Raw genomic sequence first — 15,884 nt, forward strand, 5'->3', positions numbered from 1 at the left:
GCGTGGCTCCTGATTACTGCTTGGCCAGCGCGGCGGGGGCAGCGGCCCCCTGCGCATTGGCCGCTTGCGGCTGGGCCTTGGCGCCGGCTTCGGTGGCAACCACTTCAACGCCGGGGCGGACCATCTGCAGGCCTTCCACGATCACGCGGTCGCCGGCGGCCAGGCCGTCGGTGACGAGCCACTTGTCGCCGATGGCGCGGTCGGTCTTCAGGTCGCGCAGTTCGACCTGGTTCTTGGCGTTGACGACAAGCGCCGTCGGCTGGCCGCGCTGATTGCGCGTCACGCCGCGTTGCGGCACCAGCAGGCCGTCGGCGGCCACGCCGTCAGCTAGGCGCGCACGCACGAACATGCCGGGCAACAGACGCCGGTCGGGGTTGGGGAACACGGCGCGCAGCGTGATCGAGCCGGTGCCCGGGTCCACGGTCACTTCGGAGAACTGCAGCTTGCCGGACTCTTTGTATTGCGAGCCGTCTTCCAGCGTCAGCGTGACCTGCGCGGCCTGCTCGCCGTCCAGCTTCTTGAGCTGGCCGGTGGCCAGCGCGTCCTGCAGGCGCAGGAGCTGCACGCTGGACTGCGTGACGTCGACGTAGATGGGGTCGATCTGCTGCACCGCGGCAAGTGCGCTGGTCTGGTTGGCGGTCACGAGCGCGCCTTCGGTCACGGCCGAGCGGCCGATGATGCCGTCGATCGGCGACAAGACCTTGGTGTAGACGAGATTGATGCGGGCCGTGTCCAGCGCCGCCTTGGCCGACAGCACGTCGGCGGCGGCCTGATCGCGCGAGGCGACGGCATTGTCGTAGGTCTGCTGACTGACCGCGCGGGTGGCGACCAGCGGCTTGTAGCGCTCGGCCAGCAGGGCGGCGGTCTTTTGCTGCGCCTGGGCGCGAGCCAGCGCGGCCTTCTGGCTGTCGACGTTGGCTTGGTAAAGAGCGGGATCGATCTGATAGAGCTGTTCGCCCGCCTTGACCTCGCCGCCCTCGGTAAAGAGGCGCTTCTGGACGATGCCGTTGACCTGCGGGCGGACCTCGGCGACGCGGAACGCAGAGGTGCGGCCGGGCAGTTCGGTAGTCAGGGAAACGGGCTGCGTCGCCAATGTGACGACCGTCACTTGCGGCTTGCCGCCCTGAGGCGCCTCTTGCTTCTTGCCGCAGGCGGCCAGTGTGAGGGCCGATGCCGTCAGCGCGACAACGGCCGCACCGCGCCACATAGCGCTTTTCTTATTCATAGATTGCATTCCCGATTTCAATAAAGGTAGCCCCACGCCGCGCATGCGCCGCGTGCCTGATAGCCGTGAAAGGCCGTTTTGCCTGGGGCGATTCTGCGAAGAACATCAGCCCGTCGGACCGTCTTGGCGCGGTCCGTGGCGTTCGACCTGGGTGGATTCGCGTAGAACACGCAAGGCTGGACATTTATCGCATTGCTGCATTGCAGAACTCGCATTCTGAGTTATCCCGCTTTAGAAACAAAGGGGCATGTTGAGAAAACATCATTCCATTTATGGGACAATCGTGCGATCCGCACTGTGACAAAATCGCGCCATGAAACGCCTACAGGGAATGGAACTCTTCGTCGAGGTCGCCAAAACGCACAGTTTTAGCCGCGCTGCGGCAACGCTGGGCGTCCCCAAGTCGACCTTGTCTCGCCAGGTGGCCGAATTGGAGCGGTCCGTGGGGTTGCGGCTGCTCAGCCGCACCACGCGCAAGGTGGAACTGACCGATGCCGGCCGGCTGTATTTCGAACGCTGCCAGCGCATCGTGGCCGAAGCGCAGATCGCCCATGAAGAATTGCAGAAGCTGGTCGACACGCCCACCGGGCCGCTGCGGGTCAACATGCCCGCGGATTTCGGCACGGATTTCCTGGCTGAGTCGTTCATGGAGTTCTCCCGGCGCTATCCCGATGTGACGTTTTTCCTGGACCTCGCGAACCCGGACCACGCGTCTCGCGTGTTCCAGACCTGCGACGTGTCGATCGAAATCGGCGACCTGCCCGATTCGACCCAGATTGCAAGACTGCTGGGCATGCTGCCTGCCTACCTGTATGCCTCGCGCGATTACCTGGAAAAGCACGGTGAACCGAGGCATCCCAGCGACCTGACCCGGCACGAGTGCATCGAGTTCCGCGCGGAAGGCGCAGGCCGCGTGACGCGCTGGCCGCTTACGAACGGCGAGCAGCACATCGAGTTCACGCCGGGCAACCGGTTTTCCGTCAACGGCGTCGCCATGGCCCGGCGCCTGGCCATGCTGGGCGCGGGCATCGCGGTGCTGGTGGGTGGTCAGATGTCGGAACAGCAGTCAGGCCAGTTGCAGCGCGTACTGCCCGATTGGCAGTTGGGACCGTTTCCGGTGCATGCGGTCACGGAGACGCGGCTGCTGCCCGCCAAAACGCGGATCTTCATCGAATTCCTGATGGAGCGCCTGGGCAGCCACTGGCAAGCGAAGGATACGCCCGGTTTCATGAAATCCCGCTGAGATCGAAACCGACTGAAAAACCCTTCGGACGCTGACAAGTGTTGTCGAGTCAGGTGACCAATGCTGCGAGCGGTGTCTCGCTGTCGGTGTCAGACACCAACTCAGAACGATTCGTCGTCGCGCAAGTAACGCCATTGGCCCAGGGGCAGATCGCCCAGCGCCACACGGCCGATGCGTACGCGTTTCAGGCCGATCACCTTCAGGCCCACCAGTTCGCACATGCGGCGGATCTGGCGTTTTTTGCCTTCGCGCAGCACGAAACGCAGTTGATCGTGGTTCTGCCAGCGCACCTGCGCGCGCTTGAGCGGTTTGCCGTCCAGCGATAGTCCGTGGTTCAGCAGGGCCAGGCCGTTGTCGGACAGCTCGCCCTGAACGCGGACCAGATATTCCTTGTCGACCGTGGAGTCTTCGCCGATCAGCTGCTTGGCGACGCGGCCGTCCTGCGTGAGGACGAGGAGTCCTTGCGAATCGATGTCCAGGCGGCCAGCGACCGCCAGGCCTTCGAGGTGCGCGCGTTCGAAGCGCTGCGGGGCGCGGTCGTTGGCGAAGCGGGAGCGGGAATCGATCAGGGCGACGGCCGGCGTGTAGCCTTTTTCGGCCTGGCCGGAGACATAGCCCACGGGCTTGTTGATGAGGATGGTGACGCGGGAAGTCTGGCGCGCATGCGCCGCGCGCTCCAGCGTGATTTCCTGGTCCGGATAGGCCCGCGCGCCCAATTCGGACACGACGACGCCGTCGACGCGGACCCAGCCGCGCTCGATATAGCTGTCCGCCTCGCGGCGGGAACAGAGTCCGCGCTCGGACATGAGCTTGGAGATACGTACTTTTTCCATGGGCGGTATTGTATGCGGGTCGGCCGGTGCGGACCTCCAGTGCAGAGGCCCAGTGCAGTCGGCCGGTGCGGCCGTCCAGCGCGGAACGGCCAGCGTCCCCTGCCCTGCGGCATTGCGACGCAGACGGCCTTTGGGCGGGGCTTGGCATAATACGCAGCCATGACGAAGCAACCCGCAGCCCATCGCCCCCCTCTCGCCGCTGGCTGGCTGGCGCAAGCCCCGGCCATTCTGTCGCCCGCCCAACGCCACTGGCTGTTCCGGCCGGGCGCGCTTACCGCTGGTCTCCGCCAGGTCGGGCAGGTGCGTCTGCGGGTGTTGGCCGAGTACGCCGACGGCGCGCCGGCTGACGAGGCGCGTGCGATGCGCATTGCGCCGGGCTCTCCGGTGTGGATCCGCGAGGTGTTGATGTCCGTGAACGGCGTGGACAGCGTGCCGGCGCGCAGCCTGACGCCGCTGACCGCGTCGCACGGCGCCTGGCAAGGGATGCGGCGCCTGTTGACCCGGCCGTTGGCCGACATGCTGTATCACGACAGTACGGTCATCCGGTCACCGTTCGCGTGCCGCCGCCTGGCCTCGCCCGTGCCGTTCCATGCCACCGCCTCGGACGTTCTTCCGCCGGAGGCACGCGCGCTGCAGGCCGGCCGGATCTGGGCGCGGCGCTCGGTGTTCTGGCGCCAGGGCCAGCCGCTGCTCGTGGCCGAGTGCTTCCTGCCGGACTTCTGGGATTTGATCGCCGGCCAGCCCGTGCCGCCGCTCGTGCCGCACCAGCGCACGCCGCGTTAAGGCGGGCTTGCTGAATTCGGGCCGTTGCGTAGACGTTCAGTCCACGCGGCGACCCGCTACTGCCGCACCCGCTCGCACCGTCCCGATACCGGAATCCTGCCCCGGCAGCCAGCGGGTTCAGCCCTCGTACCGCCGCCCCTGCTCCAGCAGTTCCGGCGTGCCGATCACGTCATTCAATCCATCGAAATCCAGCATCCTGTCCTTCCACGGCCCCGTCGTTCCGTGCTCGCGCAGGCTGCCGTAGTAGCCCTGCAGCGTGTGCGCGACCGCGCGCGCCGTGCCGCCCGGGAAGATGACGATGCGAAATCCCGCTGCGGCGAGCGCGCCCGCGTCCTGCACCGGGGTCTTGCCGCCCTCCACCATGTTCGCCAGCAGCGGCACACGCGCTGCGAAGCGGTCGCACGCGGCGCGCATCTGTTCCGGCGTGCGCAGCGCCTCGATGAAGAGCGCGTCCGCGCCGGCTTCAAGATAGGCCTCGGCGCGGTCCAGCGCCGCGTCCAGGCCTTCGGAGGCCAGCGCATCCGTGCGCGCCAGGATCAGCGTGGATGCGTTGACCCGCGCATCAACGGCGGCGCGCAGCTTGCCGCACATCTCAGCGGCGGGAATCACGCTCTTGCCGTCCAGGTGGCCGCAGCGCTTGGGAAAGGTCTGGTCCTCAAGCTGGATCATCGCGGCGCCCGCGCGCTCGAAGCCACGCACGGTGCGCTGGGTGTTCAGCGCGTTGCCGAAGCCCGTGTCCGCGTCCACGATCACCGCGGCCGACACGCGTTCGGCGATACGGGCTAGCGTGTCTTCGACTTCGGTGTAGGTGGTCAGACCGATGTCCGAGCGGCCGAGCCGCGTGTAGGCGATGGACGCGCCCGACAGGTACAGCGCGGTAAAGCCCGCCTGCTCGGCCACCAGCGCCGACAAAGCGTCGTAGACGCCGGGGGCCAGCACCGTGCCGGCCGCCAATTGCGCTTTCAAGTTCTGTGTTTGCATCTGGGGTTTCCTAATCCAGGCGGCGCCCGAGCAGCGCCGCCGCGGTGCCCGCGGCGATATGGCCGCCGGCCACCGCGCTGAGCAAGCCGTTGCCGGACAGATAGCCCGACACGTCGTTGCCCGATACGCCACGGGCGGCCCCGCCCGCAGCCAGCAGGTTGGGCAGCGCCCGGCCTGCGTTGTCCAGGACGCGGCATTGCGCGTCGATGTCCAATCCGCCTTGTGTGTGAAAGAGCGCGCCCGTCACCTTGATCGCGTGGTACGGCGCCTGCAGCGTGCGCTCGAAGCGTCGTCCCTGCGGGTCCGGCGCGCCGGGACGGACCGCGTCCAGCGTCTGGCCCAGCACGTCCGGATCGCAACCGATCAGCGCGGCCAGCGCCGCCACGTCGCCGCACGTCTTCAATGCCTGGCCTTGCTCGGCCTGCACGAAGTCGGGAAAGCCGCGCGCCAGGGCGAGTGTGCGGTCGTCAAAGACATTCCAGGCCACCGAATCCGGCTGCGCCAGCACGTGGACCGCGGCCTCGGAATAACCGTGCGTCTCGTCGTGAAAGCGGCGGCCCTCGCGATTGATCTGCACGCCGCCGTCCATCATCACCGCCCAGGAAATCAGCGCGCCCTGCGGCGTGGCCCAGGAGCCGTGGCCCTGGTAGCCGCCCAGGTCCGCAAGGCGCGCGCCCAGTTGCGTGCCCCACTGGATGGCGCTGCCGTCGTTGCCGACGTGGCCGCCATAGACGGCCTCGCGCATCGCGGGCAGGTACTCGCCGACCATCGCGGCGTTGCCGCCAAAGCCGTTGCAGGCCAGCAGCAGGACATCGCAGCCGATCACGTCGACCGAGCCGTCCGGGCGTTCGCAGCCGACGGCGGTCACGCGGCCGGCGTCGTCCGTCCAGATCTCGCGCGCCAGCGCGCGGGTCAGCAGATAGGCGCCGGCCTCGGTGGCGGCGCGTTCCAGGGCCGCGACCAGCGCCGCGCCGGTGCGCTCGGGCAGCGTGTGCATGCGCCGCGCGGTGTGGCCGGGGTACAGGAACCCGTCCAGCACTTCGAAACGCAGGCCATGCGAGGCAAGCCCGTCCATGGCCGCGGCGGCCGCGCCGGCGTAGGCAGCCACCAATTCAGGTGAGGCCGTGCCGTGCGCCTTGGCCTGGATGTCGGCGGCAAAGCGCGCCGCGTCATCCTCGATGCACGCTGCCCGCTGCACGGCAGAACCGGCCGCGGGAATGAAGCCCGACGACAGCGCAGTGGATCCGCTGGGCACGGCATCGCGTTCGATCAGCACCGTCTCGATCCCGGCGCTGGCCAGGCGCAGCGCGGCGGTCAGGCCGCAGGCGCCCGCGCCGATGATGGCGACCGGCACGTGCATGGCGTCTGCGCCGGGCGTAACGCCCCGTCTGACGATTGGCGCACTCACGACTTCAGCCTGTCCAGCACGTCCTGGCACGTCACCACGTCGGCCACCGTGCGCAGATCCGCCAGCGCAGCTTCGTGCATCGCAGGCGTGGGCGCGGCGCAGCCGTCGGCCAGCACCGTCACGTGATAGTCGCGCATGTGGGCGTCGCGCACCGTGCTGGCAACGCCGCCGTTGGTGACGATGCCCGCCACCACCACGCTGGAAATGCCCGCGCGCCGCAGCACCCAGTCCAGCTGCGTGTTGAAGAAAGCCGAATACGCGACCTTCCAGACCGACACGTCGACCAGCCCGTCCAGCTCGGCCACGTTGGCCTGCCCTGTTGAACCGGCCACGAAGTCGCCGCGGCGCAGGAACGGGCGCAATTGCTTGAGATGCGGCGAGATCATGGGCTCGCCGTGCGCGTCGGGCCACAGCGTGAACTGGCTGGCGGCCACGAAGCCGCCCTGCCCTTTCAGCGCGCGGGCCACGGGCGCCACGCGCGCCGGCAAGGCTCTGGCCTGCGGGCTGACCGCGCCGCCGCGGTCATAGGCGCCGCCCGGCGCCAGGAAGCCGTTCTGCAGGTCGATGATGACCAGCGCGGTCGTGCGGGGATCGAAGGCGTGCATGGCGGGCTCCTACGATGCGGTGCGGGCGAAGAGCATGTTGCCCAGGGAATCGACGCGGCCCGCGAAGCCGGGCTCGATCCAGATGGTGGTGTCGGGCTGCTCGAGGATGGCGGGTCCCGCCACCTCAGCGCCGACCGGCAGGTCCAGGCGTGCGTAGCGCACGGCGTCGTGCCATTGCCCGGCGTGAAAGACCCGCTGGGCGCCCAGTGCCTCGGGCATGGCCGTGCTGGTCGGCGCCAGCAAGGCCAGATCGAACTTGGGGCGCTGGCCGATGCGGGCATAGCGCAGATTCAGGATGCGGACCGGAATGCCGGTCAGGCTGCGGCCGAAAGCGGCCTGGTAGGCGCGGTCGAACGCGCAGGCGATGCCGTCGCGGGTGAGGTCCGCGCGGCCCACTTCCACGCGCACGGTGTGGCTCTGGCCTACATACAGCATGTCCAGTTCAATGCTTTCGCGGATGCCCTCGAAGGACACGCCCGCCGAATCCAGACGCGCCTGGCACGCGTGCGCCAGCCCGTCGATGCGGGCCAGCAGGTCGGCCGCATCAAGCGCGTTCAGCGCCACGTTCAGGGTCTGCACGCCGTCGTGGCGCATGTCGGCCATGACGCAGCCCAGCGCCGAGGTCACGCCCGGATAGCGCGGGACGATGCCGTGGGCGGCGTCCACCTCGTTCATCATGGCGCACACATGCAGCGCGCCGCCGCCGCCGAACGGCATGTAGGCGAACTTGCGCGGATCGTGGCCGCGTTCGATGGAGACGACGCGGATCGCGCCCGCCATCTTGGCGTTGGCCACGGTCAGGATGGCCTCCGCCGCGGCGTGGACGTCCAGGCCCAGCGGGCGCGCGACGTGCTCGTCAATGGCGGCGCGCGCCAGCTCGACGTCCATCTTGGCCAGAAGGCCGCCACCCAGCGGACGTTCCGCAGCGATGCGGCCCAGCAGCACGTTGGCGTCGGTAACCGTGGGGCGGGTGTTGCCGCGGCCGTAGCAGGCCGGGCCGGGGATGCTGCCCGCGGATTCCGGGCCGACCTGCAGCAGGCCGCCGGCGTCCACGCTGGCGATCGAGCCGCCGCCCGCGCCGATGGTCTCGATCTGGATCATCGGGGCGCGCACGACCATGCCGAAGTCGATGGCGGTCTGCGCCGACAGCGAGGCCTCGCCCTCGGCCACCAGCGACACGTCGAACGAGGTGCCGCCCATGTCGCCTGTGACCACGTTAGGAAAGCCTGCGGCGCGCGCAATGGCCGCGCAGGCGATGACGCCGGCTGCAGGACCCGACAACGCGGTGCGCACGGGCACGTCGCACGCCGTCTGGCGCGACATGACGCCGCCATTGCTCTGCACCACCAGCAGCTCGCCTTCGAAGCCGTGCTGCTGCAGGTCCGATTCCAGCCGGGTCAAGTAGCTGCCCACCACGGGCTGCAGCGCCGCGTTCAGCACAGCCGTCGAGCAGCGCTCGAATTCGCGGATCTCGGGCAGCACCTCGGTGGCGGCGGTGACGTTGCCGTTGGGCCAGATGGACCGCACGCGAGCCGCGGCCTGGGCCTCATTCACCGGATTGGCGTAGGCATTGACGAAGAAGACGCAGACCGCGTCGCAGCCCGCTTCCAGCAGCGCGCGCGCCGCGGCCTCGACCTGGTCCAGATCGACGGGCGTGTGCAGCGCGCCGTCGGCCAGCACGCGCTCGCGCACTTCCAGCCGCAGGTCGCGCGGCACCACGGGTTCATAGTTGCCGCGCAGGCCCCACGTTTGCGGCCGGTCGCGCCGGCGCATTTCCAGCACGTCGCGAAAGCCTTCGGTCGTGATGATGCCGGTGCGCGCCACCTTGCGCTCCAGCAGCGCGTTGGTGCCCACGGTGGTGCCGTGCACGATGGTCGCGATGTCGCTAGCGCCGTCAGCCACCCGCGCAATGCCGTTCATGAAGCCGCGCGCTTCCTCGCCGCGCGTGGACGGCACCTTGACCACGCGGGCGCTGCCGCCCGCCTCGTCCAGCACGAACAGATCCGTGAACGTGCCGCCCACGTCCACGCCCACCACCAAACCTTGCGCCGCGCTCATGCCGACTGCTCCTTCTGAATGTCGCTCACATAGCCCATCTTGCGGTCGTGCTCGCGCGCCGCGGCATCGCGCCGCGCGGGCTCGCCGTAGCCGCCGCCGCCCGGGGTTTCCAGGCGCACGCGGTCGCCGCGTTGCAACCGGATGCCCAGCATCTTCGAGCTCATGGGCGGGGACTGCCACTGGCCGTCCTGCTGATAGCGGAAGACGTTCAGCGCGGCCTGGCCGCCGCCCGCGATGCCCTTGGGCGCGCTGCGGCCGCGTTCGCCGAAGATGAAGGCTTCGGCGCTGTCTTCCAGCAATTCGATTTCATAGATGGCGCCCAGGCCGCCCCGGTGCGCGCCGTCGCCCGCCGAATCCGGCCGCAGCGCCCATTGCGTGAAGCGCACGGGATACGCAGCTTCCAGAATTTCCAGCGGCGGAATGGTGGCGGTGGAGATCGGCGCGTTGCCGTGGCTCAGGCCGTCGCCGTCCGAATGCCCGCCGTGGCCGCCGCCGAAGAAGCTGAACATGACCCAGCGCTGGCCTTTGCGGGCGGCGTCGCTGCGGTAGCCGGCGATCGACAGCGCATTGATCGTGCCGTAGGCCTGCGCCATCGCGCGGTCCGGCGCGGCCTGAGCCATGGCGCAGAAGATCACGTCGATCATGCGCAGGATGGTTTCGGTGTAGCCGCCCACCGGACGCGGGCGGTCGGCCGAGATCACCAGGCCGTCTGGCAGCGTCACGTCCACAGCGTCCAGCACGCCGGCGTTGGCCGGCACGTCCGGAAACAGGTGCTTGAGCGCCACGTAGCAGGCCGCGATGGCCGTGGCGCGCGAGATATTGACCGGACCCGCGCAGGCCGGCGACGTGCCGGTGAAGTCCAGCCCCAGCCGGTCGCCGGCGATGGTGAGCTTGAGCGCAATGCGCAGCGGCGCGTCGCGCACGCCGTCGTTGTCCAGCATGTCCTCAAAGGCGTATTCGCCATCCGGCAGGCGGGCGATGTGGTCGCGCATCAGGCGGCGCGCGCGTTCGCGCAGCGTGTCCAGGGACTCCAGCACCGTGGCGTCGCCGTATTCGTCGAGCAGGCCGTCCAGACGCCGCGCACCCAGTTCCAGCGCGGCCAGCTGGCCGTTCAGGTCGCCCCACAGGCTGTCGGGCAGACGCGTGTTCGCCTTCAGGATGGCCAGCACGTCCTGGTCCAGCACGCCGGCGCGCACGATCCGCACGGGCGGGATCTGCACGGCTTCCTGCCAGCACTCGGTGGCGGCCGGGTTGTAGTTGCCGGGCACCGCGCCGCCCACGTCGTGCCAGTGGGCCGCGGACGCCAGAAAGCAGAACAGCTTGCCGCCGCGGAACACCGGCTTGACCAGCTTGAAGTCGTTGGCGTGCGTGCCACCCTCGTACGGATCGTTGAACAGCCACACGTCGCCGTCCGTCATGCCGCCGCGCTCGGCCGCAGTCTTGGCCGCCGCCTTTACCGCGAACGCCATCGCGCCCACGAAGACGGGCAGGCCCGACTTGCCCTGGATCAGCGTGGCGCCGGTGGCGGCGTCGTACATGCCGTGGCAGGCGTCATGGGCCTCGGCAATGATGGGGTTGAACGCGCTGCGGTACAGCGTCGCGTCCATTTCGTCGGCGATCTGTTCCAGGCGGCCCTTCAGGACCGCCAGGGTAACGGGGTCAAGCATGATGTTGTTCCTAAGAGGTTTGACGCTGTTTCAGCAGATTCAGCAGTCCGCCGGCCTGCACCATGTCAAGCAGAAAGCCGGGCACGGTCTCGCACTGCAACTCGTCGGGCGTGCTCCCGGGGCGGCCGATGCGGCCGGCGACCGGGTCGAACGTGATGCCCTCGCCCTCGGCCAGAGACTCGGCCTGGCTGCACGTCAGCAGCAGGAGGCCCACGTTAAAGGCGTTGCGGAAATACAGCCCGTTGAAGGACGGCGCGATCACGGCAGCCACGCCCAGGCGCACGAGGGCGGCCGCGGCCTGCTCGCGCGACGAGCCGATGCCGAAGTTGGGGCCGGCCACCAGCACGTCGCCCGGCTGCACCTGCCCGGCGAAGTCCGGACGGACGCGTTGCAGGCAGTGGCGCGCGATTTCGTCGATGCCGAATTTCATGTAAGCGCCCGGCGCCAGCGCATCGGTGTCGATGTCCGCGCCCACGCGCCAGACGCGATGCGTCGTGGTGTCTGCATTCATGCCAGGAACTCCCGGGGGTCGGCAACGCGCCCCGCCACGGCCGAGGCCGCCACCGTGTACGGCGAGGCCAGGTAGACCTGTGCGGTCTCCGACCCCATGCGCCCCTTGAAATTGCGCGCGGTGGTGGCGATGACGCTGGCGCCGTCCGGAATGGACCCGCCATAGCCCGCACAGGCGCCGCACGACGTGGCCAGCACCTGGGCGCCGGCGTCGCGCAGCACCTGCATGACGCCTTCGCGGTCGGCCTGATCCTGATCCTGCCGGCTGGCCGGCGCGACCATCAGTTGCATGCCGTCCGCCAGACGGCGGCCGCGCAGCACGGTGGCTGCGGCGCGCAGGTCTTCCAGCTTGGCGCCGGTGCATGCGCCGATGTAGGCCACCTGCACCGGCACGTCGCTATAGGTGTCCACGCCGCGCGCGTTGGCCGGGCTGTGCGGCGCGGCAACCTGCGGGGCCAGCGCGGCGGCATCGAACTCGTGCCACTCGGCATCGGCGTCGCGGTCGCTCTGCCAGCGGGCCAGATCCAGTTCCTCGGTCACGCCCGCCTCCCGCAGCCAGGCTGCGGTGGTCTCGTCCGGCGCGATGAGCCCCACTTGCGAACCGAGTTCCGCGCTCATGTTCGACAGCGTCATGCGCTCCTGCATGGACAGCGCGCGCACGGCCTCGCCGCAGAATTCCACCGCCTGATAGCGCCCGCCGTTCATGCCGTAGCGGCCGATCATGTGCAGCATCATGTCCTTGGCCGTGACGCCGGCGGCCAGTTGGCCGCGCCAATGCATCATCAGCGTCTTGGGCACCTTGACCCAAATCTGGCCGGTGACCGCCACGCCCAGCATCTCGGTGCTGCCGATGCCGAACATGTAGGCCCCGAACGCGCCGCCGGTCGGCGAATGCGAATCGCCGCCCACGCAGAACATGCCGGGCCGGATGTGTCCGTGCTGTGGCACCACCACGTGGCAGATACCGACGGAGTCATACACGTTGGGTAGTTGCTGCTCCGCCGCCCAGTCGCGTGCAATGCGCACGATGCGGCGCGATTCGTCGTCGGATTCCGGCACGTAGTGGTCAATGACCAGCACGATCCGCGACGGGTCCCACAGCGTGGCGCCCAGCTCTTCCAGCATGGGCTTCAAGCGCCGCGGACCGCTGGAATCGTGGAACATCGCCAGATCAACCGCACAGGTCACGATTTCGCCCTCGGCCACCGTCTCACGCCCGCAGGCGGCGGCGATCAGCTTCTGGGCCAGGGTTTGAGGCTGGGCCATGATTACATCCCCAGATAGGCGCGGCGCACGTCGTCGCTGGCCAGCAGGTCGGGACAGCTGCCGCTGTACCGCACGGCGCCGTTTTCCAGCACATAGGCCCGCTGTCCCGTTTCCAGGGACTGACCCACGTTCTGCTCGACCAGCAGAATCGCCAGTCCGTCGCCGTGCAACCGCTTGATGAGGCCGAACAATTCCTCGACCATCAGCGGCGACAGGCCAAGCGAGGGTTCGTCGAGGATCAACAGGCGCGGCTCGGCCATGAGGCCGCGGCCGATTGCCAGCATTTGCTGTTCCCCGCCCGACATCGTGCCGGCCAACTGGTCCAGGCGTTCCCGCAGGCGCGGGAAAATGTCGAGCACCTTGTCCAGATTCTGCGCACGGCGTTCGCGCGCCCGGGTGAAGGAGCCCAGCTCCAGGTTTTCGCGCACGCTCAGGTTCGGGAAAACGCGGCGGCCCTCGGGCACCTGGATCAGGCCGGCCTGCACCACCTGACGGTAATGGCGGCCGGTCAGATCCTGGCCCTCGAAGCGCACCGTACCGCCCCACGGCCTGCACAGGCCGCATACCGTGTTGTTCAGCGTGGATTTGCCCGCGCCATTGCTGCCCAGCAGCACCACGATCTCGCCGGCCTGCACGTCCAGGTCCACGCCGCGCAGCACTTCCATGCGACCGTAGCCTGCCCGCAGGCCCTTGACCTCCAGCAGCGCGCTCATGCCGGGGCTCCCTGCGCGGCCAGCCGGGCCGCCGCGCCGTGGCCCAGATAGGCCTCGACCACCTTGGGATCGCGCGTGACCTCGCCGGGTGTGCCCGCCGCGATCAACCGGCCCTGCGCCAGCACCCACACGTGCTCGGCCAGGCTCATCACGGCGCGCATCACGTGTTCGATCATCAATACGGTGACGCCATCGTCCACCAGTTTCTTCACCACCGGAATCATCTCGTCGATCTCACTGGGATTCAGGCCCGCCAGCACCTCGTCCAGCAGCAAGAGGCGCGGCCGGGTGGCCAGCGCGCGCGCCAGTTCCAGGCGCTTGCGTCCGGCCACCGTCAGGTCGGCCGCCGGCTTGTCCAGCGAAGCCTGCAGGTTGACGCGCGCGGCCACGGCCTCGGCCGCGGCCAGCGCCTCGTCGCGATCCGCCAGACGCAGGTGCGCGCCCACGGCAATGTTCTGGCGCACCGTCTGCGCGCCGAACGGCTGCACGATCTGGAAGGTGCGGGTCAGGCCAAGCCGCGCGGATTCGTGCGGCGCCTGGCCCGTGATGTCCTGCCCGGCAAAGTGCACGGAGCCGGAACCGGGTTTCAGAAAGCCCGACAGCAGGCCGAACAGCGTGGTCTTGCCCGCGCCGTTGGGGCCGACCAGCGCGGTGAGCGAACCTTGCGGCACGTCCAGGCTGACGTCCTGCACGGCCTTCAGGCCGCCGAAGGTGATGGAGAGGTTGCGCGCTTGCAGCAGGATCTCAGACACGGGCGCGCTCCTTCATTTTGAACAGGCGGCCCAGCGACTGACCGCCGCCGGTAATGCCGCGCGGCATGAACATCACGATGAGGATCAGCACCACGCCGTAGATGACCATGCTGATGCCCGGCAGCTCGCCGAACAGGTTGCGGGTCAGGTCGGCCAGCGCATGCAGCGTCACCGCGCCCAGCAAAGGGCCCCACAGCGTGCCCATGCCCCCGACGATGGCGCCGACCAGCGCCTCCACCGACACGGCCGAGCCGAAAGCAATGCCCGGATCGATGTATTGGAAGACCTGCACGTAGAAGGCGCCGGCCACGCTCATGAAGGCCGCCGACAGCGCGATGCCGCCCAGCTTCACGCGCAGCGGATTCACGCCGATGGCGCGCGCCGCGTCCTCGTTGTCGCGCACGGCCTGCAAGTAGGCGCCGAAGCACGAATGGCGCAGCCACGCGGTCACCAGCAGCGCCAGCAGCACGAAGGCGAGCAGCAGATAGATGTAGCCGCGGCGCGAGCCGAACTGCATGTTGGCCACGCCTTCCTGCAGCGGCACCATCAGTCCCACGCCGCCGCCCGTGAACGACGCCGACAACGCCAGAATGCGGAAGACTTCAGCGAATGCCAGCGTGACCAGCGCGAAGTACGAGCCCTTCAGCCCGTAACGGAACGTCAGCCCGCCCACCGCCACGCCGACCAGCGCGCCCAGCGCGATGGCCCCGGGCAGCACCAGCCACGGATTCAGGCCCAGGTTGAGCTGGCCCAGCGCCTGCGCATACGCGCCGACACCGAAGAACAGCGCATGGCCGAACGACAACTGACCGCCATACCCGCCCAGAATGTTCCAGGCCTGCGACAGCAGGGCCGCGTACAGCGACATCATCACGAACGTCAGCAGCACGCCCGACTGGGACAGCGCGGCCACGGCCACCAGCACCACCCCGAACAGCGCGATTGCGCAAAGATCCCGTTTCATCCTCAGCCCCTCGCCCCGAACAGCCCCTGCGGGCGAAACAGCAGCACCGCGATGAAGATCGCGAAGATGCCCATCTGGCCCAGCGAGTCGCCCAGGAACAGGCCTCCGATGGACTCCACCACGCCGATCAGCAGTCCGCCAACCAGCGCCCCCACGAAACTGCCCATGCCGCCCAGCACCACGATGGTGAAGGCGACCAGCACGAAACCGCTGCCCACCTGCGGATTGACGTAGTACGCGGGCAAGAGGAAACACGCCGCCGCGCCCAGGCACGCCATGCCGATGCCGAACGACAGGGCGTAGACCTTTTCAACGTCGATGCCCATGAGCTTGGCGCCCTGCTTTTCCCGGGCGACGGCGCGGATCGCGCGGCCCAGGTCGGTGCTGCGGATGATCCAGAACAGCACCGCCGCCACCGCCAGCGCGCCGCAGAACGCGATGACCTTGGGCAGCGCAATCATGGCCGGGCCAATCTCTACCGTGGACAGCGTGTACGCCGTGTCGATGCTGCGCGTGTCGGACTTGAACCAGACCAGCGCCAGGTTCTCCAGCACGATCGCCAGGCCCAGCGTGACCAGCAGGATGTTCTCGTCCTTGCCGTGGCTGGCGCGATTGATGACGAGGCGCTGCAAGGCGTAGCCCAGCACGAACATGCCGGCCACCACCAGCGGCAAGGCGGCGTAGGGGTCGATGCCCAGCCGGTCCTTGAGCAGGTAGACGGCGTACAGCGCCACCATGAGCGCCGCGCCGTGGGCGAAGTTGATGATGTGCAGCACCCCGTAGATCAGGGTCAGGCCCAGCGCGATGAGCGCGTAGACCGCGCCCGTCGTCAGGCCGTTCAGCACCGAGGAAAAGAGGATGGCGGGATCGAGCATG

15 protein-coding genes are annotated in these 15,884 nt (G+C 68.7%); 2 read left to right on the top strand and 13 right to left on the bottom strand.

Features of this window, described 5'->3' with window-relative positions; all coding sequences use genetic code 11:
- Positions 1-13: 13 nt before the first annotated feature.
- Positions 14-1,207, bottom strand: coding sequence for an efflux RND transporter periplasmic adaptor subunit (locus tag AC6CIE_RS08840; protein ID WP_498092121.1), 1,194 nt, complete (start codon positions 1,205-1,207; stop codon positions 14-16).
- Positions 1,208-1,556: 349 nt separating this feature from the next.
- Here AC6CIE_RS08840 and AC6CIE_RS08845 point away from each other — a divergent pair, with 349 nt between their 5' ends.
- Positions 1,557-2,468 (top strand): LysR family transcriptional regulator, encoded by a 912-nt coding sequence (locus AC6CIE_RS08845; RefSeq protein WP_175126096.1) that lies wholly within the window; start codon positions 1,557-1,559, stop codon positions 2,466-2,468.
- A gap of 101 nt (positions 2,469-2,569) precedes the next feature.
- On the opposite strand, the gene AC6CIE_RS08850 is transcribed toward AC6CIE_RS08845, so the two are convergent.
- On the bottom strand, positions 2,570-3,301 hold the full coding sequence (locus AC6CIE_RS08850) for a pseudouridine synthase (protein ID WP_175126076.1): 732 nt from the start codon (positions 3,299-3,301) through the stop codon (positions 2,570-2,572).
- 159 nt (positions 3,302-3,460) lie between these two features.
- On the opposite strand from AC6CIE_RS08850, the gene AC6CIE_RS08855 reads away from it, so the two are divergent.
- Positions 3,461-4,084 carry a chorismate--pyruvate lyase family protein gene (locus tag AC6CIE_RS08855; RefSeq protein ID WP_175138961.1) on the top strand — a complete coding sequence of 208 codons (624 nt, stop codon included), beginning with the start codon at positions 3,461-3,463 and terminating at the stop codon, positions 4,082-4,084.
- A 117-nt stretch (positions 4,085-4,201) separates the two neighbouring features.
- Here AC6CIE_RS08855 and AC6CIE_RS08860 read toward each other — a convergent pair whose 3' ends face one another.
- Genes AC6CIE_RS08860 through AC6CIE_RS08910 form a run of 11 tightly spaced genes read right to left on the bottom strand, consistent with a single transcriptional unit; the run spans position 4,202 to position 15,883 of the window.
- Positions 4,202-5,065, bottom strand: a complete 864-nt coding sequence (locus AC6CIE_RS08860) for an isocitrate lyase/PEP mutase family protein (protein ID WP_218343511.1) — start codon at positions 5,063-5,065, stop codon at positions 4,202-4,204.
- Between the two features lie 10 nt (positions 5,066-5,075).
- Entirely contained in the window at positions 5,076-6,425 is a 1,350-nt protein-coding gene (locus tag AC6CIE_RS08865) for an FAD-dependent oxidoreductase (protein WP_498092018.1), read from the bottom strand.
- 44 nt (positions 6,426-6,469) lie between these two features.
- Positions 6,470-7,078: a cysteine hydrolase family protein gene (locus AC6CIE_RS08870; protein WP_498092020.1), complete on the bottom strand. Its 609-nt coding sequence runs from the start codon at positions 7,076-7,078 to the stop codon at positions 6,470-6,472.
- A gap of 9 nt (positions 7,079-7,087) precedes the next feature.
- Positions 7,088-9,136, bottom strand: coding sequence for a hydantoinase/oxoprolinase family protein (locus tag AC6CIE_RS08875; protein ID WP_498092022.1), 2,049 nt, complete (start codon positions 9,134-9,136; stop codon positions 7,088-7,090).
- A complete protein-coding gene (locus tag AC6CIE_RS08880) occupies positions 9,133-10,803 on the bottom strand; it encodes a hydantoinase B/oxoprolinase family protein (protein ID WP_105238454.1) in 1,671 nt (556 codons plus the stop codon). The genes AC6CIE_RS08875 and AC6CIE_RS08880 overlap by 4 nt, the downstream gene beginning before the upstream one ends.
- 10 nt (positions 10,804-10,813) lie before the next feature.
- Positions 10,814-11,314, bottom strand: a complete 501-nt coding sequence (locus AC6CIE_RS08885) for a LeuD/DmdB family oxidoreductase small subunit (RefSeq protein ID WP_498092024.1) — start codon at positions 11,312-11,314, stop codon at positions 10,814-10,816.
- Positions 11,311-12,579, bottom strand: coding sequence for a 3-isopropylmalate dehydratase large subunit (locus AC6CIE_RS08890; RefSeq protein ID WP_175126068.1), 1,269 nt, complete (start codon positions 12,577-12,579; stop codon positions 11,311-11,313). The genes AC6CIE_RS08885 and AC6CIE_RS08890 overlap by 4 nt, the downstream gene beginning before the upstream one ends.
- Positions 12,580-12,581: 2 nt before the next feature.
- On the bottom strand, positions 12,582-13,292 hold the full coding sequence (locus tag AC6CIE_RS08895; protein WP_175126067.1) for an ABC transporter ATP-binding protein: 711 nt from the start codon (positions 13,290-13,292) through the stop codon (positions 12,582-12,584).
- Complete coding sequence (locus AC6CIE_RS08900) at positions 13,289-14,044, bottom strand: ABC transporter ATP-binding protein (RefSeq protein WP_056570099.1); 756 nt, start codon at positions 14,042-14,044, stop codon at positions 13,289-13,291. Before AC6CIE_RS08900 ends, AC6CIE_RS08895 begins: the two co-directional genes overlap by 4 nt.
- Positions 14,037-15,008: a branched-chain amino acid ABC transporter permease gene (locus AC6CIE_RS08905; RefSeq protein ID WP_498092026.1), complete on the bottom strand. Its 972-nt coding sequence runs from the start codon at positions 15,006-15,008 to the stop codon at positions 14,037-14,039. Before AC6CIE_RS08905 ends, AC6CIE_RS08900 begins: the two co-directional genes overlap by 8 nt.
- Before the next feature lie 2 nt (positions 15,009-15,010).
- The gene (locus tag AC6CIE_RS08910) at positions 15,011-15,883 is read right to left on the bottom strand and encodes a branched-chain amino acid ABC transporter permease (RefSeq protein WP_175138953.1); all 873 of its coding nucleotides are present in this window, start codon (positions 15,881-15,883) and stop codon (positions 15,011-15,013) included.
- Position 15,884: the final 1 nt, after the last annotated feature.

The organism is Achromobacter sp. GQ309, from assembly GCF_059759315.1.

Coding starts and splice junctions, on each gene's coding strand:
- AC6CIE_RS08840 (WP_498092121.1), bottom strand. CDS start 1,207: ATGTGGCGCGGTGCGGCCGTTGTCGCGCTGACGGCATCGGCCCTCACA.
- AC6CIE_RS08845 (WP_175126096.1), top strand. CDS start 1,557: ATGGAACTCTTCGTCGAGGTCGCCAAAACGCACAGTTTTAGCCGCGCT.
- AC6CIE_RS08850 (WP_175126076.1), bottom strand. CDS start 3,301: ATGGAAAAAGTACGTATCTCCAAGCTCATGTCCGAGCGCGGACTCTGT.
- AC6CIE_RS08855 (WP_175138961.1), top strand. CDS start 3,461: ATGACGAAGCAACCCGCAGCCCATCGCCCCCCTCTCGCCGCTGGCTGG.
- AC6CIE_RS08860 (WP_218343511.1), bottom strand. CDS start 5,065: ATGCAAACACAGAACTTGAAAGCGCAATTGGCGGCCGGCACGGTGCTG.
- AC6CIE_RS08865 (WP_498092018.1), bottom strand. CDS start 6,425: ATGCACGTGCCGGTCGCCATCATCGGCGCGGGCGCCTGCGGCCTGACC.
- AC6CIE_RS08870 (WP_498092020.1), bottom strand. CDS start 7,078: ATGCACGCCTTCGATCCCCGCACGACCGCGCTGGTCATCATCGACCTG.
- AC6CIE_RS08875 (WP_498092022.1), bottom strand. CDS start 9,136: ATGAGCGCGGCGCAAGGTTTGGTGGTGGGCGTGGACGTGGGCGGCACG.
- AC6CIE_RS08880 (WP_105238454.1), bottom strand. CDS start 10,803: ATGCTTGACCCCGTTACCCTGGCGGTCCTGAAGGGCCGCCTGGAACAG.
- AC6CIE_RS08885 (WP_498092024.1), bottom strand. CDS start 11,314: ATGAATGCAGACACCACGACGCATCGCGTCTGGCGCGTGGGCGCGGAC.
- AC6CIE_RS08890 (WP_175126068.1), bottom strand. CDS start 12,579: ATGGCCCAGCCTCAAACCCTGGCCCAGAAGCTGATCGCCGCCGCCTGC.
- AC6CIE_RS08895 (WP_175126067.1), bottom strand. CDS start 13,292: ATGAGCGCGCTGCTGGAGGTCAAGGGCCTGCGGGCAGGCTACGGTCGC.
- AC6CIE_RS08905 (WP_498092026.1), bottom strand. CDS start 15,008: ATGAAACGGGATCTTTGCGCAATCGCGCTGTTCGGGGTGGTGCTGGTG.
- AC6CIE_RS08910 (WP_175138953.1), bottom strand. CDS start 15,883: ATGCTCGATCCCGCCATCCTCTTTTCCTCGGTGCTGAACGGCCTGACG.